The organism is Roseomonas sp. TF40, from assembly GCF_057219975.1.
This window is the reverse complement of sequence record NZ_JBXVVR010000002.1, coordinates 150,700-167,652: the sequence shown is the minus strand read 5'-3', so window position 1 is coordinate 167,652 and position 16,953 is coordinate 150,700. Positions and strand designations below refer to the sequence as shown.

The 16,953-nt window shown below is 72.0% G+C and carries 13 protein-coding genes; 8 read left to right on the top strand and 5 right to left on the bottom strand.

Annotated elements, in window-relative coordinates; all coding sequences use genetic code 11:
* Position 1: 1 nt before the first annotated feature.
* The gene (locus AC2D9U_RS06870; RefSeq protein WP_484747596.1) at positions 2-1,606 is read left to right on the top strand and encodes a GMC family oxidoreductase; all 1,605 of its coding nucleotides are present in this window, start codon (positions 2-4) and stop codon (positions 1,604-1,606) included.
* A 50-nt stretch (positions 1,607-1,656) separates the two neighbouring features.
* Here the strand turns inward: AC2D9U_RS06870 and AC2D9U_RS06865 are convergent, their stop codons facing one another.
* Genes AC2D9U_RS06865 through AC2D9U_RS06855 form a run of 3 tightly spaced genes read right to left on the bottom strand, consistent with a single transcriptional unit; the run spans position 1,657 to position 4,249 of the window.
* A complete protein-coding gene (locus AC2D9U_RS06865) occupies positions 1,657-2,412 on the bottom strand; it encodes an SDR family NAD(P)-dependent oxidoreductase (RefSeq protein WP_484747595.1) in 756 nt (251 codons plus the stop codon).
* Positions 2,413-2,417: 5 nt separating this feature from the next.
* Positions 2,418-3,659: an aminopeptidase gene (locus tag AC2D9U_RS06860; RefSeq protein WP_484747593.1), complete on the bottom strand. Its 1,242-nt coding sequence runs from the start codon at positions 3,657-3,659 to the stop codon at positions 2,418-2,420.
* A gap of 8 nt (positions 3,660-3,667) precedes the next feature.
* On the bottom strand, positions 3,668-4,249 hold the full coding sequence (locus AC2D9U_RS06855; RefSeq protein ID WP_484747592.1) for a TlpA family protein disulfide reductase: 582 nt from the start codon (positions 4,247-4,249) through the stop codon (positions 3,668-3,670).
* Between the two features lie 16 nt (positions 4,250-4,265).
* Here AC2D9U_RS06855 and argH point away from each other — a divergent pair, with 16 nt between their 5' ends.
* The 6 genes from argH to AC2D9U_RS06825 all read left to right on the top strand — a co-directional run bounded on the left by argH (position 4,266) and on the right by AC2D9U_RS06825 (position 10,730).
* Positions 4,266-5,672, top strand: coding sequence for an argininosuccinate lyase (argH, locus tag AC2D9U_RS06850; RefSeq protein WP_484747590.1), 1,407 nt, complete (start codon positions 4,266-4,268; stop codon positions 5,670-5,672).
* Complete coding sequence (locus AC2D9U_RS06845) at positions 5,669-5,794, top strand: LPS translocon maturation chaperone LptM (RefSeq protein WP_484747589.1); 126 nt, start codon at positions 5,669-5,671, stop codon at positions 5,792-5,794. The genes argH and AC2D9U_RS06845 overlap by 4 nt, the downstream gene beginning before the upstream one ends.
* A gap of 137 nt (positions 5,795-5,931) precedes the next feature.
* Entirely contained in the window at positions 5,932-6,261 is a 330-nt protein-coding gene (locus AC2D9U_RS06840) for an ArsR/SmtB family transcription factor (protein ID WP_484747587.1), read from the top strand.
* Positions 6,262-6,301: 40 nt separating this feature from the next.
* Positions 6,302-7,645 (top strand): diaminopimelate decarboxylase, encoded by a 1,344-nt coding sequence (gene lysA, locus AC2D9U_RS06835; RefSeq protein WP_484747585.1) that lies wholly within the window; start codon positions 6,302-6,304, stop codon positions 7,643-7,645.
* Positions 7,642-10,251, top strand: coding sequence for a TIGR02302 family protein (locus AC2D9U_RS06830; protein WP_484747582.1), 2,610 nt, complete (start codon positions 7,642-7,644; stop codon positions 10,249-10,251). The genes lysA and AC2D9U_RS06830 overlap by 4 nt, the downstream gene beginning before the upstream one ends.
* Positions 10,248-10,730: a GNAT family N-acetyltransferase gene (locus tag AC2D9U_RS06825; protein WP_484747580.1), complete on the top strand. Its 483-nt coding sequence runs from the start codon at positions 10,248-10,250 to the stop codon at positions 10,728-10,730. The genes AC2D9U_RS06830 and AC2D9U_RS06825 overlap by 4 nt, the downstream gene beginning before the upstream one ends.
* Positions 10,731-10,898: 168 nt before the next feature.
* Here the strand turns inward: AC2D9U_RS06825 and AC2D9U_RS06820 are convergent, their stop codons facing one another.
* Positions 10,899-11,921 carry a catalase family peroxidase gene (locus AC2D9U_RS06820; protein ID WP_484747579.1) on the bottom strand — a complete coding sequence of 341 codons (1,023 nt, stop codon included), beginning with the start codon at positions 11,919-11,921 and terminating at the stop codon, positions 10,899-10,901.
* Positions 11,922-12,013: 92 nt separating this feature from the next.
* Here AC2D9U_RS06820 and AC2D9U_RS06815 point away from each other — a divergent pair, with 92 nt between their 5' ends.
* Positions 12,014-12,859: an alpha/beta fold hydrolase gene (locus tag AC2D9U_RS06815; protein WP_484747577.1), complete on the top strand. Its 846-nt coding sequence runs from the start codon at positions 12,014-12,016 to the stop codon at positions 12,857-12,859.
* 6 nt (positions 12,860-12,865) lie between these two features.
* Here the strand turns inward: AC2D9U_RS06815 and AC2D9U_RS06810 are convergent, their stop codons facing one another.
* On the bottom strand, positions 12,866-16,927 hold the full coding sequence (locus AC2D9U_RS06810) for a beta strand repeat-containing protein (protein ID WP_484747576.1): 4,062 nt from the start codon (positions 16,925-16,927) through the stop codon (positions 12,866-12,868).
* Positions 16,928-16,953: the final 26 nt, after the last annotated feature.

The following is a 16,953-nucleotide window of genomic DNA, read 5'->3' as shown; positions in this document are numbered from 1 at the left end:
GATGTCTGAATCAGCCGCGATTCACGACGGCTTTGATGTCGTTGTCGTGGGCGGCGGCAGCGCGGGCTGCGTCGTCGCGGCACGGCTCTCGGAAGATCCCGCCACGCGCGTGCTGCTGCTCGAGGCCGGGCCGCCGGATGACGACATCTGGATCCGCCTGCCGATGGGCTACGCCAAGCTCTTCGGCAGCGGGCGCTACAACCCCGGCTTCGCGACCCAACCGGAAGAGGCGCTGAACGACCGCTCCATCCCCTGGCCGCGCGGGCGCGTGCTGGGGGGCTCGGGCAGCGTCAACGGCCTGGTCTTCCTGCGCGGTGCGCCGGATGACTACAACCGCTGGGCCCAGGCCGGCGCACGCGGCTGGAGCTATGAAGACTGCCTGCCGGCCTTCCGCGCGCTGGAAACCTGGCGCGGCGCGCCTTCGGAGATGCGCGGCAGCGAGGGCCCGATCCAGGTGGGGGAGCCACGCAAGCTCGCCCCCGCCGCGCAGGCCTTCGTGGACAGCGCCGTGGCGGCGGGGCTGCCGCGCTTCACCGACGTGAATGGCGGCGGGCCGATCGAGGGCGCGGGGCCCGTGCAGCTCAATGTCGATGGGCGCTGGCGGTCCTCCTCCGCGCGCACCTTCCTCCGCCCGGCGATGACGCGCCCGAACCTCACGGTGCGCACCGGCATCGCCGTGCAGCGCGTGCTCTTCGAGGGAAGGCGCGCGGTGGGTGTCGCCACCGCTCAGGGCGAATTCCGCGCCACGCGCGCCGTGGTGCTCAGCGCCGGCGCGATCGAGACGCCGAAGCTGCTGATGCTCTCGGGCATCGGCGATGGCGCGAAGCTGCAGGCACTCGGCATCGAGACGCGCGTGCACAGCCCCGATGTCGGGATGAACCTGCAGGACCATCTGATCGCGCGCTACATCTGGCGCGTGAAGCCCTGCGGCACGCTGAACGAGATCCTCGGCAGCCCGCTGCGCAAGGCCGCGATGGGGCTCGACTGGCTGCTGCGCAAGCAAGGCCCGCTCGCGATCGGCGCCGGCGAGGCCACCGCCTTCGCGCGCGTCACCCCCGGCGCGGAAGAGGCCGAGGCGCAGCTGCTCTTCGTGAATTTCTCGACCTTCGACTACACCAAGGGGCTACATGGTTTCCCCGGCGTGATGCTGAACTTCAACCAGTGCCGGCCGGACAGCCGCGGCGAGCTGACGCTGGCCTCGCCCGACCCGGCGGGCAAGCCGGTGATCCGCGCCAACTACCTCGACCATCCGAACGACATGCGGGTGATGCTCGGCGCAGCGGCCCTATGCCGGCGCATCGCCGGCGTGGGGCCGCTGCGTGACCTGATCGACGCGCAGCTGCGTCCCGAACATGATGATGGCAGCGAGGCCGCGATCGAGCGCCATATCCGCGCCACCGCGAGCACGGTCTTTCATCCCTGCGGCACGGCGCGCATGGGCAGCGATGATCGCGCGGTGCTGGATTCCGAATTGCGCGTGAATGGCGTGGAGGGGCTGCGCGTGGCGGATGCCTCGGTCTTCCCGATCATCCCCTCGCCCAACATCCAGCCCGCGGCGCTGATGGTGGGTGAGCGCTGCGCGGCCTTCCTGCGGCGGGACATCTAGGGCGGCCCGCAGGGCCGAGCGCCCGAAGGGGCGCCCGGCGCTTGAGGGCGCTAAACAAGCCCGCCATTCACATGCAGCACCTGGCCGGTGATGTAGCCGGCTTCCGGCGAGGCCAGGAAGGCGACGGCCTGCGCCACATCGGCCGGCGTGCCGAGCCGCCCCAGCGGGATCTTCGCCACGACCGCCGCCCATTGCGCGGGGTCGAGCGCGCTGTGCCCCGTCGCATCCTTGCGCGTGAAGCCCGGCGCGACCGCATTGGCCGTGATGCCGGCGGGCGCCGCCTCCACCGCGATGGCGCGCACCAGCGCCTCGACACCCGCCTTCGCCGCCGCGGTGGCGGGGAAGAGCGCCGCATCGGTGCGGAACATGTGCGCGACGAAGGAGGAGATCGCGACGATGCGCGGCGCCTCGCCCTGCGCCAGCACCGGCAGCGCGGCGCGCGACAGGCGCAGGAAGGCCCAGAGCACGGTATCCATCGAGCGCGCGAAACCCGCATCGCTCAACTCGGCGAGCTTCGTCTTGTCCGCGAAGCCGGCATTCGCCACCACCACATCCAGCCCGCCGAAGCGCGCCACGGCCTCGGCCACCAGCGCCTCTGGCAAGGCGGGGTCGGCGATGTCGCCCAGCATCACCGCGGCCTCGCCGCCGGCGGCGCGGATCTGCGCCGCCACCTGCTCCGCGCCGTCGCGGTTCTTGCGCGTATGCACCAGGAAGGCGGTGCCCGGACCGGCGAGCCGCCGGCAGCAGGCCGCACCGATGCCCGAGGCCGCGCCGGTGACGAGGAAGATGCGGGGGCGGGGGGTCATGGGTCTCACACGCCCACGAATTCGCCCGCGCGCATCAAGGGCTCCACCGCCCCATCCTGCGTGACGCCATCGATGTCGAGCGCGCCGGAGCCGATCATCCAGTCGATATGGATCAGCGAGGCATTGGCGCCGCGCGTCGCCAGTTCCTCGAAGGATCTGCCCTCGGAGTCGCGCAGGCAGGTGGTGTAGGCCTGACCCAGCGCGATGTGGCTGGCCGCGTTCTCGTCGAACAGCGTGTTGCGGAACAACAGGCCCGAGGCGCTGATCGGCGAGGAATGCGGCACCAGCGCCACCTCGCCCAGCCGCGCCGCGCCCTCATCCGTCTCCAGCACCTTCTGCAGCACATCCTGGCCGCGGCTGGCATGGGCCTCGACGATGCGCCCGCCCTCGAAGCGGACGACGATGTCCTCGATCAGCGTGCCCTGATAGGCCAGCGGCTTGGTCGAGCGCACCGTGCCCTGCACGCGCTGGGCGTGCGGCGTGGTGAAGACCTCCTCGGTCGGGATGTTGGGGTTGCAGACGATGCCGTTCTTGGCGGGCTCCGCCCCGCCGGCCCAGAGATGCCCGTCGGCGAGCCCGATGGTGAGATCCGTGCCCGGCCCGCGATAGCGCAGCTCGGCGTAATTCTTGGTGTTGAGGTGCTTCGTGCGGGCGTGAAGCCCGGCGTTGTGCGCCGCCCATTCCGCCACCGGATCGGCCACGTCGACGCGGCAGGCCTTGAAGATGGCGTCCCACAGCGCGGCCAGCGCGGCGTCGGGGGCGAGGTCGGGGAAGACCTGCCGCGCCCAGCCCGGCGTGGCCGCGGGCACGAGGTTCCAGTTGATGGCGAAGCTCGTGATCAGCTCCAGCGCCGGGCGATAGGCGACCGAGCGCGCGCGGTTGGCCCGCGCCACCTTGGCCGGATCCTGCCCGCCGAGCAGCGTCGGGTCCTCTCCCACCACGGCGAGGCGCGCGGCCCCGCCGGCGAAGGCCTTGGCCATGCCCTCGAACAGCCAGCCGGAGGCGACGTCGAAGGCCTCGGGCGCGGCGTGGCGGTAGCGGGCGAGCGTGACCTCGTCATCGCCGATCAGTGGCGTGACCAGTGTCGCGCCGGCCTTGTAGGCATGCGCGGCGATGCGCCGCACCAGGGCGATGGACTCCAGCGGCGCGGTCATCACCACCTCCTGCCCGGGGCGGAGGTTGAGGCCCACCCGCACGGCCAGCGCGGCCAGCTTGTCGAGGCGTTCGTCGAAATCGGACTGGGTCATGGAGTCTCTCAGGTGGAAGTTGCGGGCGCGGCAGGCGCGCGGGTCAGGCGGCGGATGGCGGCGACGAAGTCGGGCCGGTCCCACTCGGCCTCGCCCATCAGCCGCGCCACTTCCTGGCCGCGGCGGTCGAGGATGATCGTGGTCGGCAGCACGCGCACGGCCAGCGCCCGGCCCGTCGCCCCGCGCGGGTCGAGCCAGATGGCCATGTGCCGCAGCCCGGTGCGCTGGAAGAAGGGCTCCACCTGGGCGCGCCCGCCGCGATCATTGGAGAGCGCCAGCACCTCGATCCCCTCACGCGACAGCTGGGCGTGCAGGCGGTCGAGCGCGGGCATCTCGGCCACGCAGGGCGGGCACCAGGTGGCCCAGAAATTCACCACCAGCCCCCGGCCGCGAAAGGCGGCGAAGCCGGTCTCGCGCCCCTCGGCATCGGTGAAGGTCAGGCCCTCGGGCAGGGCTTGCGGGCTGGGGTGCTCGCGCAGCCGCGACAGGCCGCCATCGCCGGGCGCGGCCATCGCTTTGCGCGCCGCCCCGGCGGCGGCTAGGGTCGCGCCGAAGGCCACCACCGAACGCCGCGAAACCAGCCTGGACACCGAAAGACCTCCCTCCGTGACCGAGAACACCACCAGCAACTCCACTTCCCACGGCCTCTGGGGCGGCCGCTACGCCGAGGGCCCCGGCGCCATCATGCGCGAGATCAATGCCTCCATCGGCTTCGACCGCAAGATGTGGCGCCAGGATATTCGCGGCAGCCTCGCCCATGCCCGGATGCTGGCGCATGTGGGGATCATCTCGGCGGAAGACGAGGCGGCGATCCGCAAGGGCCTGGAGGAAATCGGCGCCGAGATCGAGGCGGGGCAATTCCCCTTCTCCGAGGCGCTCGAGGACATCCACATGAACATCGAGGCGCGGCTGACCGAGCGCATCGGCGAGGCCGGCAAGCGCCTGCATACCGGGCGCAGCCGCAACGACCAGGTGGCGCTGGATGTGCGCCTGTGGGTGCGCGACGCGATCGACGGGCTGGACGCGCAGATCGCCGACGTGATGCGCGCCCTGGTGGATCGCGCGGCGGAACATGCCGGCACGGTGATGCCCGGCTTCACCCATCTCCAGCCCGCCCAGCCCACCACCTTCGGCCATCACCTGCTGGCCTATGTCGAGATGCTCTCCCGCGACCGCGGGCGGCTTGCCGATGCGCGCAGGCGGCTGAACGAATGCCCGCTCGGCGCGGCCGCGCTCTGCGGCACGGGCTTCCCGATCGACCGGCACATGACGGCCGCGTCACTCGGCTTCGAGGGGCCCACGCGCAACAGCCTGGACAGCGTGGCCAGCCGCGATTTCGGCGCGGAATTCCTCTTCGCCTGCGCCATGTGCGCCACGCATCTCAGCCGCTTCGCGGAGGAGATCGTGATCTGGACCAACCCCTATTTCGGCTTCATCAAGCTGAGTGACGCCTTCACCACCGGCAGCTCGATCATGCCGCAGAAGCGCAACCCCGACGCGGCCGAGCTGGTGCGCGGCAAGACCGGGCGGATCTTCGGCGCGCTGATGGGGCTGCTGACGGTGCAGAAAGGCCTCGCCCTGACCTATTTCAAGGACATGCAGGAGGACAAGGAAGGCCTGTTCGACGCCGCCGAGAGCCTGGCACTCGGCCTCGCGGCCATCGGCGGCATGGTGCGCGACATGCGCCCGCAGGTGGAGCGGCTGGCGGAGGCCGCGGGGGCGGGCTTCTCCACCGCCACGGACCTCGCCGACTGGCTGGTGCGGGAGCTGCGCTTCCCCTTCCGCGACGCGCACCACGTCACGGGCCGGCTGGTGGCGCTGGCCGAGCAGAAGGGCGTGGACCTCGCCGGGCTCAGCCTGGAGGATATGCGCTTCGTCGAGCCGCGCATCACCGCGGGCGTCTTCGACGTGCTGAGCGTCGGCGCCTCTGTGCGCAGCCGCACGAGCTTCGGCGGCACGGCGCCGGCCAATGTGGCGCGGATGGCGGCGGAATGGCAGGCGCGGCTGGCATGAAGCGGGGCCTGGCCCTGCTGCTCGCGCTCGCGCTGCTGGCCGCCTGCGGCCGCGCGGGCAGCATCCGCCCGCCCGGCCCGCCGGAGGCCGTGACCCACCCGCGCACCTATCCGAGCCGGTAATCGATCCCGAGGGACATTTCCGGTCGGAAGGAATATCCCGATCGGCATTCTCCCCTGGCAATGTTAGATTATAACATTAGGATAAAGGGTCCGAGGGCCTCCCTTCGGACGGATCATGCCCCAGCAGGGAGACCCCCTTGCCGAATTCCCCCGCCCTCGCGCCGCTCACGGCCGCCGAGATGGCCGCGCAGGCGGCCGAGGCCACGCGGCTGCTGCGCCTGCTGGCGAATGAGCGCCGGCTGCTGCTGCTCTGCCTGCTGATCGCGGAGGGCGAGGCCTCGGTCGGGCTGATGGCCGAGCGCGTCGGCCTTTCCCAGCCGGCCCTGTCGCAGCACCTGGCGAAGCTGCGTGCCGATGGGCTGGTGGCGACGCGGCGCAGCGGCACCACCATCCATTACCGCATCGCCGATCCGCGCGTCGCCCGGCTGGTCGGCACGCTGCACGCGATGTTCTGCGAACCGGCCTGATCCCCTTCCCGATCGGCCGCCGCCACCCCATGCTTGAGGGATGGCCGCCCCCGCCCCCCGGATCCACGCCGATCCCGACCCCACCTTCGCCGAGCTGCTGGCGATCCGCCCCGACCTGACGCTCGACGCCCAGGCTGGCCTGCTGATGGAGGACGTGCCGCTGGCGCGCCTCGCCGCCGAGCATGGCACCCCGTGCTGGGTCTATTCGGCCGGGGCGTTGCGCCGCCGGCTCGGCGCGCTGCAGGGCGCGCTGGACGACGCCCGGCTGGGCGCCCAGGTGCATTTCGCGGTGAAGGCGAACCCCTCGCTGGCCGTGCTGCGCGTGCTCGCCGCCCAGGGCGCCGGGGCGGATGTGGTCAGTGAGGGCGAGCTGCGCCTGGCCCGCGCCGCCGGCATCGCGCCCGGCCACATCGTCTTCTCCGGCGTGGGCAAGACCCATGCCGAGATCCGCTACGCCCTGGCCGAGGGCATCCACCAGATCAACGCCGAGAGCGCGGAGGAGGTGGAGATGATCTCCGCCATCGCCACCGCCATGGGCGTGGTGGCCCAGGTCGCGCTGCGCGTGAACCCGGATGTGGACGCCAAGACCCACGCCAAGATCACCACCGGCAAGTCCGAGAACAAGTTCGGCGTCGCCATCGCCGATGCCCCGGCGCTCTATGCCCGCATGGCGGCGACGCCGGGGGTGAGGCCGGTGGGGGTGGCGGTGCATATCGGCAGCCAGATCACCGCCGGCATGTCGGCCTATCGCACCGCCTATGGGCATCTGGCGGACCTCGTGCGCAGCCTGCGCGACCAGAGCCTGCCGGTGGAGCGCGTGGATTGCGGCGGGGGGCTCGGCATCCCCTATCGCGACGAGCCCGCGCCCAGCCCCGCCGCGCTGGCGGGCGCCATCCAGGCCACCCTGGGCAATCTCGGCGTCGAGCTGATGGTCGAGCCCGGGCGCTGGATCGCCGGGCCGGCCGGGGTGCTGCTGGCCTCGGTCATCCTGCAGAAGCGGGGTGGCGGGCGGCGCTTCGTGGTGCTGGACGCGGCGATGAACGACCTGGTGCGCCCCGCGATGTACGAGGCCTGGCACGGCATCCTGCCCGTGGCGGCGGCCGACCATGCGAAGCCCGTGAGCCCCGCCGACATCGTCGGCCCGGTCTGCGAGACCGGGGACACCTTCGCCAAAAGCCGTGGCATTCCGGACCTCGAACCCGGTAGTCTGGTCGCCTTCCTCGATGCGGGGGCGTACGGAGCGGCGATGAGCAGCACCTACAACAACCGGCCCCTGGCGGCCGAGATCCTGGTGGATGGCGCGAAATCCGCCGTGATCCGCCCGCGCCAGACGCAGGAGGCGCTGCTGGCGCAGCACCGCCTGCCGGCCTGGCTGGACGCATGACGGAGGCGGGTGGGCCGCTCGACCAGCTCACCGCGCGGCGGCGCCTCGCCCGCGCGGCGCTGACCTGGGAGCGACTCTGGCCCGCGCTCTGGCCGCCGCTGGGCGTGGCGGGGCTGTTCCTGACCCTCGCCCTCTTCGGCCTGCCGCTGCTGCTGCCGGGCTGGGGCCGCGCCGTGCTGGCGGCGCTCTTCGCCGCCGCCTTCCTCTACGCGCTCTGGCGCGGCTTCGCCGGCTTCGCCCTGCCGGCGCCCGAGGCCGCGGACCGGCGGCTGGAATCGGCCAGCGGCCTTGCCCATCGCCCCCTCGCCACGCTCACGGACCGGCCCGCCGGCGATGACCCGATGGCGCTCGCCATCTGGCAGGCGCACCAGCGGCGCGCCCGCGCCAGCATCCGTCGGCTGCGGATCGGCCTGCCCCGGCCGGGCCTCGCGCGGCGCGACCCGCGCGCGCTGCGCGCCGCCCTCGCGCTTTCCCTCCTGGCCGGGCTGGTGGTGGCCGGGGCCGAGGCGCCGGAGCGCCTGCGACGGGCTGTCGCACCCGACCTCGTCGTGCCGCCCGCCCCGCCGGGGCTGCGGCTGGAGGCCTGGGTGACGCCGCCCGCCTATACCGGCGCCGCCCCCCTTTTCCTCGACCCCGCCGGCGGCAATGTCAGCGTGCCGGCCGGCAGCCGCCTGCAACTGGCCCTTTCGGGCGGCGTCGGCGGCACGCCCGAGATGGTGCTCGGCGGCGAGGCCAACCCCTTCCGCAGCCTCGACGCCCGCAGCTTCGGTGCGGAAGCGGTGCTCGACCAGGGCACGCGCCTGGCCATCCGGCGCGACGGCCGCGAATTGGCGGCCTGGGGCGTGGCCGTGCAGGCCGACCAGCCACCGCGCGCGAGCTTCACCGAGGCCCCCGCCCGCGCCCCGCGGGGGCTTGCCATCCGCCTGCCCTGGAAGGCCGAGGATGATTGGGGCGTGGCCTCGCTCCAGGCCGAGATCCGCCTCAAGCCGCGCCCCGGCGCCGCGCCGCATGTGATCGAGATCGGCCTGCCCGGCGGGGCCGTGCGCACGGCCCGCGGCGTGGTCTCGCCCGACCTCTCGGCGCATCCCTGGGCGGGGCTGGAGGTGGAGATCACGCTGCGCGCCCGCGACGGCGCGGGGCAGGAGGGTGTCTCCGAGACCGCGACGCTCACCCTGCCGGAACGCGCCTTCAACCACCCCGTCGCCAAGGCGCTGATCGCGCTGCGGCGCTCCCTCTCGCTCGACCCCAGCGCGCGGGCCGCCGCGCGGCGGGAGCTGGATGCGCTGTCCAACGCGCCCGAGGCCTTCGAGCACGACACCACCACCTATCTCGCGCTGCGCGCCGCCCGCCACCGCCTGACCCGCGACCGCCGCCCCGAAGCGGTGGGCGAGGCGCAGGACCTGATGTGGGAAACCGCCCTGGCGCTCGAGGAAGGCCGCGCCGATCGCACCGCCCGCGCCCTGCAGCAGGCGCGGGACGCATTGCGCGAGGCGCTGCAGGAAGCCACGCGCGAGCAGCAGGAAGGCAACCGGCAGACCCCCGAGCAGCGCCAGGAAACCGACCGGCGCATCCAGGAGCTGCGCGACGCCATCCGCCGCCACCTGGAGGCCCTGGCCGAGCGCCTCCAGCAGGAAAATGCGGAGGCCATGCCGAATGACCCGCAGAACCGGCTGATGGACCAGCGCGAGCTGGACCGCCGCACCAACCGCATGCGCGAGGCGAACCGCCAGGAACGCCCCCAGGACGCGGAGCGCGAGCTGGCCGAGCTGGAGGAACAGCTCCGCGCGCTCGAGGAAGGCCGCACGCCGCGCAGCGAGGCCCAGGAACGCCAGCGCCAGCAGCGCGAGCGCGGCCAGCAGCAGATGGGCGTGGTGCAGGACATGGTCCGCCGCCAGACCGAGATGCTCGACAGCGGCCATCGCCGCGCCGACTCCGAAACCCAGCGCGCCGAAGCCGAGCGCCGCGCCCAGCAATTGCAGAACCGCACCCCCTGGATGCGCCCCACGCCCGAGCAGCAGCAGCAACAGCAGCAGCAGCGCGCCGAGGCCGAGGCCCAGACCCGCACCGAAGCGGCGCGCGAGGCCCGCACCCAACGCGCGCTGCGCCGCGCGCTCGGCGAGGTGATGCAGCAATTCGGCGACCTGACCGGCGAGGTCCCCCCCCAGCTCGGCCGCGCCGACCAGGCGATGCGCGAGGCGCAGGAGGCCCTGACCGAAGGCCGGGACGCCCGCGCCGCGCAGCAGACCGCCATCCGCGAATTGCAGGAAGGCAGCCGGCAGATGGCGCAGCAGATGCAGCGCCAGTTCGGCCAGGGCCAGGAAGGCGAGGATGAGGGCGAGGGCGAGGGCGAGATGATGGGCGAGGGCCAGGGCCAGGGCGAAGGCCAGGACCAGGCCCAGGACCAGGGCCCCGGCCGCGACCCGCTCGGCCGCCGCACGCGTGAGGCGCCGGGCGCGCAGGACAATGGCAGCGACACCCGCGTGCCCGATGAGGCCGAGTTGCTCCGCACGCGCCGCATCCAGGAGGAACTGCGCCGCCGCGGCGCCGAGCGTGGCCGCCCGGCGGAGGAGCTGGACTACATCGACCGGCTGCTGAAGCGGTTTTGATCACCGAGTCGCCGCCCCCCGGCGCGCTCGGGGCCATCATCGCGCTGCATGCCGATTGGTATGGCCGGCACTGGGGCTTCGGCCTGCCCTTCGAGGCGAAGATGGCGGCCGAGCTGGGCGCCTTCGCCGCCGCCCTGCCGCAGGCCCAGTCGCGGCTCTTCACCGACCATGACGAGTCCGGCGCGCTGCGCGGCGCCATCGCGCTCGATGGCCGCGCCTGGCCGGTGGCGCGGCTGCGCTGGTTCATCGTGGCGGAGGGCGCGCGCGGCGGGCTCGGCCGGCGGCTGCTGGATGCGGCGCTGGCCTGCGCGCGGGCGCAGGGCTGCAGGCGGGTCTGGCTGACCAGCTTCGCCGGGCTCGATGCCGCCCGCCGGCTCTACGAACAGGCCGGCTTCGTGCTGGAATCCGAGGCGCCGGAGGATGGCTGGGGGCAGCGCGTCACCGGCCAGGTCTTCGCCCTGGCGATGGGGCCGCCCTGACGGACGGCCCCCGGATGGGTCATACCCATCGCACAAAGGTTTCACCTTTGTGCCCCTCAGTCGCCGGGCGGGCCGCATCCGCGGCCCTTGGCTTCGCGGCATAAGCCGCGGCGCGCCTTCGCGCGCTCGGCCCTTCGGGCCGCAAGTCGGAACTTCCTGCGACTGGCATCACTGGCTGCGGCGCGAGAGCGACACCGCATAGGATTCCGCCCGCGCATTCAGGATCGGGTCGTCCGAGGGGTCGATGCCCGCGGGCAGCAGGGTCGGGTTGAACATCCGCGCATCGCAGGCCCCGGCAGCCCCCGCCGGCTGCAGGCCGGTGATGCGCAGGCGGCCGACCTCGACAGTCCGGCGATCCGCCGGCCAGGCGGTGACCGCGTCATCGAGATTGTCGCCCGCCTGCGGGAATTGCAGCAGCACGCGCCACTCGGCCGGGGCCGTGGCCAGGCGCTGTCGCAGTTCGGCCTCGAGGAAGGTGGGGCCGCGCGCCGCGCGTTCCTCGGGCGTCAGGCCGACGCGCCCGGCCACGGGTTCGAAGGTCCAGCGCACGGGCTGCTTCTGGCCCTGGGCGTTCGTCAGCACGAAGGTGTTCACGCCGAAATAGGGCGCGGTCGCGTAGCTCGCCGGCGGGGCGTTGTCGCGCAGATAGGCCATCTGCGGCGCCCAGTCCGGATGGGCGGCATTGGCGGCGGCCACGGCGGCGGCGTTCATCTGGCGCGTCGCCGGATCGGGCGCGCGCACGCGCAGGAAGCGCACGAAGCTCTCGGGCGTGCGCGCGGTGAAGACCGGGGTGTTGATCAGCACGAATTCATGCGTGTCGCCGCCGGGCCCCTCCAGCGAGAAGGACAGCCCGCGCACGCTCGGCGCATTGTCCGGCGCATTCGGATTGCCCCCGCCGATCGAGAAGCGCGCCACTGCCGCCGAGCGCGCCTGCGCCTGCAGGGTGGAGGCGGTTGTGAAGGGTGCGGCCGCGCCATTCGCCACGAACTCGCCCGTGGCGCAGACGCCCTTGGCGCCGCTGCGGCGGCGGCCCGCATGGGTGCCGAAGACGCCTTCGAGGCCATCGACGAGTTGCACGGAGACCGGCTCCGGCGCGGCCATGGTCTGGCTGTGCGCGGCAGGCGCGAGGAAGGCGCCGGCGCCGAGCAGCGCAGCACCCAGGGCAAGGCGGCGCGTGATGTGTCTGGACATGGCGGGATGGCTCCTTCGGTTGTCTCCCGCACTCCGCTTCGCAGGGCCGGGCGCCGGGGTTACGCTGGCGCGCCGATCAGGAGTGCCAGCGCATGCCCTTCGCCGCCCCGGACTTTGCCGCTCCAGCCCGCCGCCGTGGCTTCCTCGACCGCCCCGATTGCCGCATCGCCTATGAGGTGACGGGCGAGGGCCCGCCCCTGGTCTTCGCGCATGGGCTGGGCGGGGGGCTGATGTCCTGGTGGCAGCAGGTGGCGCATTTCGCGCCGCACTTCACCTGCGTGACCTTCTCGCATCGCGGCTTCTGGCCCTCCACCGCGCCCGCGGGCGGGCCGGATCCGCGCGCCTATGCCGGCGACCTCGCCGCGCTGCTCGACCATCTCGGCCTCGGGGCGATCCGCTTCGTGGGGCAATCCATGGGGGGCTGGACCGGCGTGGAATTCGCCATCGCGAATCCGGGCCGCGTGACGGCGCTGGTGCTGGCGGCGACGACAGGCTCGCTCGACCCGTCCAAGGTGCCCGGCGCGGGGCCGCGCCTTGCCGCGTGGCAGGACCAGGCGAATGCCGCCAGGGCCGACCTGCTCGCGCGCCACATCCTGCCCGCCTGCGGGGCGGCGATGGCGGAAGCGCAACCCGCGCTGCACCACCTCTACGCGCAGATCGATGCGGCCTCTTCCGGGCTCGACAAGGAAGCCGTGCGCGCGCGGATCGGCGCGATGCGCGTGCGCCCGCCGACCGACCTGATCGCCGCGAAATGCCCGGTGCTGTTCATCCCCGGCGGGCAGGATGTGGTGCTGCCGCCCTTCGCGGGGGAGTTGATGGCGCCGCTCATCCCCGGCGCGCGCGTCGCCCCCATCCCGGCCGCCGGGCATTCGGCCTATTTCGAATGCGCCGGCACCTTCAACGCCCTGCTCGACGCCTTCTTCGCCGAGCAGGGCTGAGGCGCTTCAGAACAGCCCCAGATCGCCCGCCGTCAGCAGCCCGGGCCCGCCGGCGAAGGACAGGCCGATCAGCATGTCGGCGGCGTTGCTGACAGCGGCATTGGCGTCATTCACGTAGAGGTAACTGCCGGCCATGCTGCCGGCCGTCACGTTGATCTGCGCCATCTGCAGCGTCGCCGTGCTGGCCGCCAGCGCGCTGATCCCGGCATAGACCGCGGCCAGGGTGTTGGCCGTGGCGACGGTCTGCACGGCGCCGAGGTTGATGGCCGTAATGGCGACGCCGGAGACGAAGCGGCCCGCGACATCCTGGAAGACGATGTCGTCCACGCCGATCTCGAAATCCGCGATGCGGTCGATCGCGGTGGTGCCGCGGCTGTCGCCAAGGCGATCGATCTGGAACTGGTCAGCCCCCGCGCCGCCGGAGAGGCTGTCCGCCCCCAGCCCGCCGAAGAGCGTATCGGCACCAAGCCCGCCCGAGAGCGTGTCGTTGCCCGCATCGCCGCTGAGGCGGTTGTTGCCGGTATTGCCGGTGATGGCGTTGGCGTTGGCGTTGCCGTTGCCGACCAGGTTGGAGGCGCCGGTCAGCAGCAGCACTTCCACATCCGCCGTTGCGGCGATGGTGTAGCTGATCGCGCTCTGCACCGTGTCGATGCCGCCGCCGGCCAGCTCGATCACCACATCGCCGATGGCGCCGACGAAGAAGAAATCATCGCCCGTGCCGCCGATCATGGTGTCGGCGCCGTCATTGCCCTGCAGCGTATCGGCCCCCGCGCCGCCATCCAGCACATCGTCGCCGGCCAGCGCGTTGATCGTGTCGTTCCCCTCCGCACCGCCGAGCGAATTGGCGCCGGCGCTGCCGATCAGCGTGTCGTTGCCGAAGCTGCCGAGCGCGTGCTCGATGCTCGTGAGCTTGTCGAGCGAACCGCCGCCCGCCGTGCCGTCGCCGTCACGCGCAGACTGGTTGTTGAGGTTGACGTTCACGCCGTTATGGATCGGCGAAGCGACCCCCTGCCAGGCGGCGTAGTAGTGGACCCAATCCTCGCCCGCGCCGCCGGTGATCGTGTCCGCGCCGGCGCCGCCGAAGAACCAGGTGCCATCGGCGTCGCCGACGAGCACATCGGCGAAGCCGCTGCCCGAGATGAACTCGAAGCTGCCCAGCAGGCTGTCGGTGCCGCCCTCGCCATCCTGTGCGATGCCGGTCAGCAGGTTGACGTCGATGGCCGCGGTGGCGCTGCCGAAATTGAGGGCGTCGAAGCCCGCCCCGCCGGTCAGCGTGTCGTTGCCCGCGCGGCCGCGCATCCAGGACCCGGTCGCGCCGGCGGTGATGACGTCGTCGAAGGCGCTGCCCTCGATGCCGCTGACATTCACCAGCAGGTCGAAATAGCCGAAGCCGTCCTCGACGACGAAGCTGACATCAAGCTGCGCCACGATGCCCGACTGGTCGTCGCGGTAGCTGGCGACCACGCCGTCGCCGGCGGAGATCGCCTGCAGCGTGTCCTCGCCCTGCCGGCCATTGAGGAAGGAGCGGTCGGTGGCGAAGTGGGAGATGCCGCCGAAGCTGAAGCTGGCCGTGCGCTCGGCGCCGAACATGCGGTCATTGAAGCTGCTGCCAAGCGCGCTCTCGATGCTGGTCAGCGCATCCACATCGCCCCAGCCGTCACGCGCGGTGCGCGCCGCGCTCACCAGCGTCGTCTCCGCCCCGAAGCCCGGGATGGTGACCGCGGTGTTGGAGAGGTTGATGATGGCGCCGTGGAAATCGCCGTTCAGATCGGCATCGTTGCGATGATCCGCGGTATCGTTGCCGAGCCCGCCATTGATCACATCCGCACCGCGGCCGGCACGGAAGCTGTTGCCGACGGAATCGCTGCCGATCAGCGTGTCGGCCATGTCGGTGCCGCGCAGGTTCTCGATGCTCACCAGCGTGTCGAGCGCGCCCGAACTGTCGCGCGCCTGCCCGCCCGCCACGCCGCCTACCGCCGCGTCGGAGAGGTTGGCGAGCACGCCTGGCAGCGTGCCGCCGAAGAGGGCGTCGCCGCTGTAGTCGGCCATGTCGAAGCCCGCGCCGCCATCGAGGAAGTCCGCACCGCCACGCCCGCGCAGGAAGTTGCCGTCACTGTCGCCGATGATGGTGTCGGCGGCATCGCCGGTGACGATGCCGTCGACATAGTTGTTGGTCGCGCTCTCAAGAATCAGCCGGTCCACCCCGCCCAGCCCGTCCTGGACGATGCCGGTCGCGAGGTTCGCGATGACGCTGCCCACGCCGGGCCGGTCGTAGCGCGCCGTATCGAAGCCGGCGCCGCCATGGATCGTGTCGTTGCCGCCGCCGCCGGTGAAGGTCTCGTCCTGGTCCCAGCCGAGGAACTTGTCGCCATTCTGGGTGCCGATGAAGCTCTCGATGGCGTTGGAAAGGAAATCACTGCCCGTGACCACGCCTTCGTCGCGCTTGGCGGCGCGGAAGAAGCCCAGCCGCAGCGTGACGACGACCGAGGCGGTGGCGCCGAGCTGCGAGTAATCCAGCACGTCGAAGCCATCGCCGCCATCGACGACGTCATTGCCGAAGGAGGCGATGATCGTGTCGTTGCTGCCGCCCGCGAGGATGCGGTCATTGCCCGCGCCGCCATCCAGCGTGTCGGAGCCGTCGCCGCCATCGAGCGTGTCGTTGCCAAGCCCGCCGAGGAGGACATCGCTGCCGCCATCGGCCACGATGTTGTCGTTACCTTCGCCGCCATCGACGCTGTCGGCGCCACTGCCCGAGAAGATGCGGTCATTGCCCTGGCCGCCGGCGAGGATGTTGTTGCCGTCGCCGGCATCGATCCGGTCATCGCCATCCTGGCCGTCGATGCTGTCATTGCCGCTGCCGGCGATGATGTTGTCGTTGCCGCCGCCGCCGAGGATGGTGTTGTTGCCGCGATGGGCGTCGATGTACTCGCCGCCATCGGTGGTGTCGTTGGCGCCGCCGATGATCAGGTCGTCATCGAAGCCGGCGAAGATGCGATCGTCGCCCGCGCCGCCATTGATGGTGTTGCGGCCGTTGCCGGCATCGATGTGGTCGCCGACCGCCCCGCCATCGATGGAATCGGCGCCACTGCCCGCGATGATGCGGTCCGAGCCGTCGCCGCCCGCGATCGTGTTGTTGCCATCGCCCGCGTCGATCCGGTCATTGCCGTTGCCGCCGTCGATGCTGTCGGCGCCGAAGCTTGCCGTGATGCTGTCATCGCCATCGCCGCCCGAGAGCAGGTTTGCCACGCCGGGCACGGAGCTGCCGCCGCCGCTGCCATGGATCGTGTCGTTGCCCTCATCGCCCTGGATCGTGTCGTTGCCGAAGCCGCCGGTCAGCAGGTCGTTGTCGAGGCCGCCCGAGATGAAGTTGTTGCCGTTACCGCCATCGATCGTGTCGAAGCCGGCCTCGCCCGAGAAGCTGTCATCGTTGAAGCCGCCGAGGATCACGTCGCCGCCGCCACCGCCGAGCACGGTGTTGTTGCCGTTGCCGGCATCGATCAGGTCATTGAGGATCCCGCCGCGCACGCTGTCCGCGCCTTCGCCGGCGAAGATGGAATCGACGCCGCCGCCGCCCAGGATGGTGTCGTTGCCGGTGCCGCCATGCAGCCGGTCGTCATTTAAGGTGCCGATGATGGAATCGTCGCCGTCGCCGCCCTCGGCGACGAGGTTGATCACGCCCGCACCGAGCAGGGTCGGCGCGCCGCCCAGGATGGTGTCGTTGCCGGTGCCGCCGCGCAGCAGGCCACCGAAGCCGTTGCCGCCGACCAGGCTGTCATCGCCGTCCTGCCCGTCCAGCAGGTCATCCGGCCCGCTGCCGCCGATCAGCGTGTCGCTGCCCGAGCCGCCATAGAGCCCGTTGTTGTTGCCCGCGAAGACCTGCAGGCGGTCATTCCCCAGGCCACCGAGCAGGAAGACCGGCTGGGTCGAGTTGACGGCGCCGGTCAGTGTGTCGTCACCGCCAAGGCCATCGACCGAGAAAAGCTCCCCGGGAAGGATGTTCGGAAGGCCGCCGCTGCTGCCTGCGCCGGTGATGGAATCGGCACCGTTGGTGCCCGCAATGAAAGGCATGTGCTTCCCTTCCCCCCGATGATACC

What these genes read in the sequence shown, in the direction of transcription:
- AC2D9U_RS06870 (WP_484747596.1), top strand. Translation starts at nt 2, where the DNA reads ATGTCTGAATCAGCCGCGATTCACGACGGCTTTGATGTCGTTGTCGTG.
- AC2D9U_RS06865 (WP_484747595.1), bottom strand. Translation starts at nt 2,412, where the DNA reads ATGACCCCCCGCCCCCGCATCTTCCTCGTCACCGGCGCGGCCTCGGGC.
- AC2D9U_RS06860 (WP_484747593.1), bottom strand. Translation starts at nt 3,659, where the DNA reads ATGACCCAGTCCGATTTCGACGAACGCCTCGACAAGCTGGCCGCGCTG.
- AC2D9U_RS06845 (WP_484747589.1), top strand. Translation starts at nt 5,669, where the DNA reads ATGAAGCGGGGCCTGGCCCTGCTGCTCGCGCTCGCGCTGCTGGCCGCC.
- lysA (WP_484747585.1), top strand. Translation starts at nt 6,302, where the DNA reads ATGGCCGCCCCCGCCCCCCGGATCCACGCCGATCCCGACCCCACCTTC.
- AC2D9U_RS06830 (WP_484747582.1), top strand. Translation starts at nt 7,642, where the DNA reads ATGACGGAGGCGGGTGGGCCGCTCGACCAGCTCACCGCGCGGCGGCGC.
- AC2D9U_RS06820 (WP_484747579.1), bottom strand. Translation starts at nt 11,921, where the DNA reads ATGTCCAGACACATCACGCGCCGCCTTGCCCTGGGTGCTGCGCTGCTC.
- AC2D9U_RS06815 (WP_484747577.1), top strand. Translation starts at nt 12,014, where the DNA reads ATGCCCTTCGCCGCCCCGGACTTTGCCGCTCCAGCCCGCCGCCGTGGC.
- AC2D9U_RS06810 (WP_484747576.1), bottom strand. Translation starts at nt 16,927, where the DNA reads ATGCCTTTCATTGCGGGCACCAACGGTGCCGATTCCATCACCGGCGCA.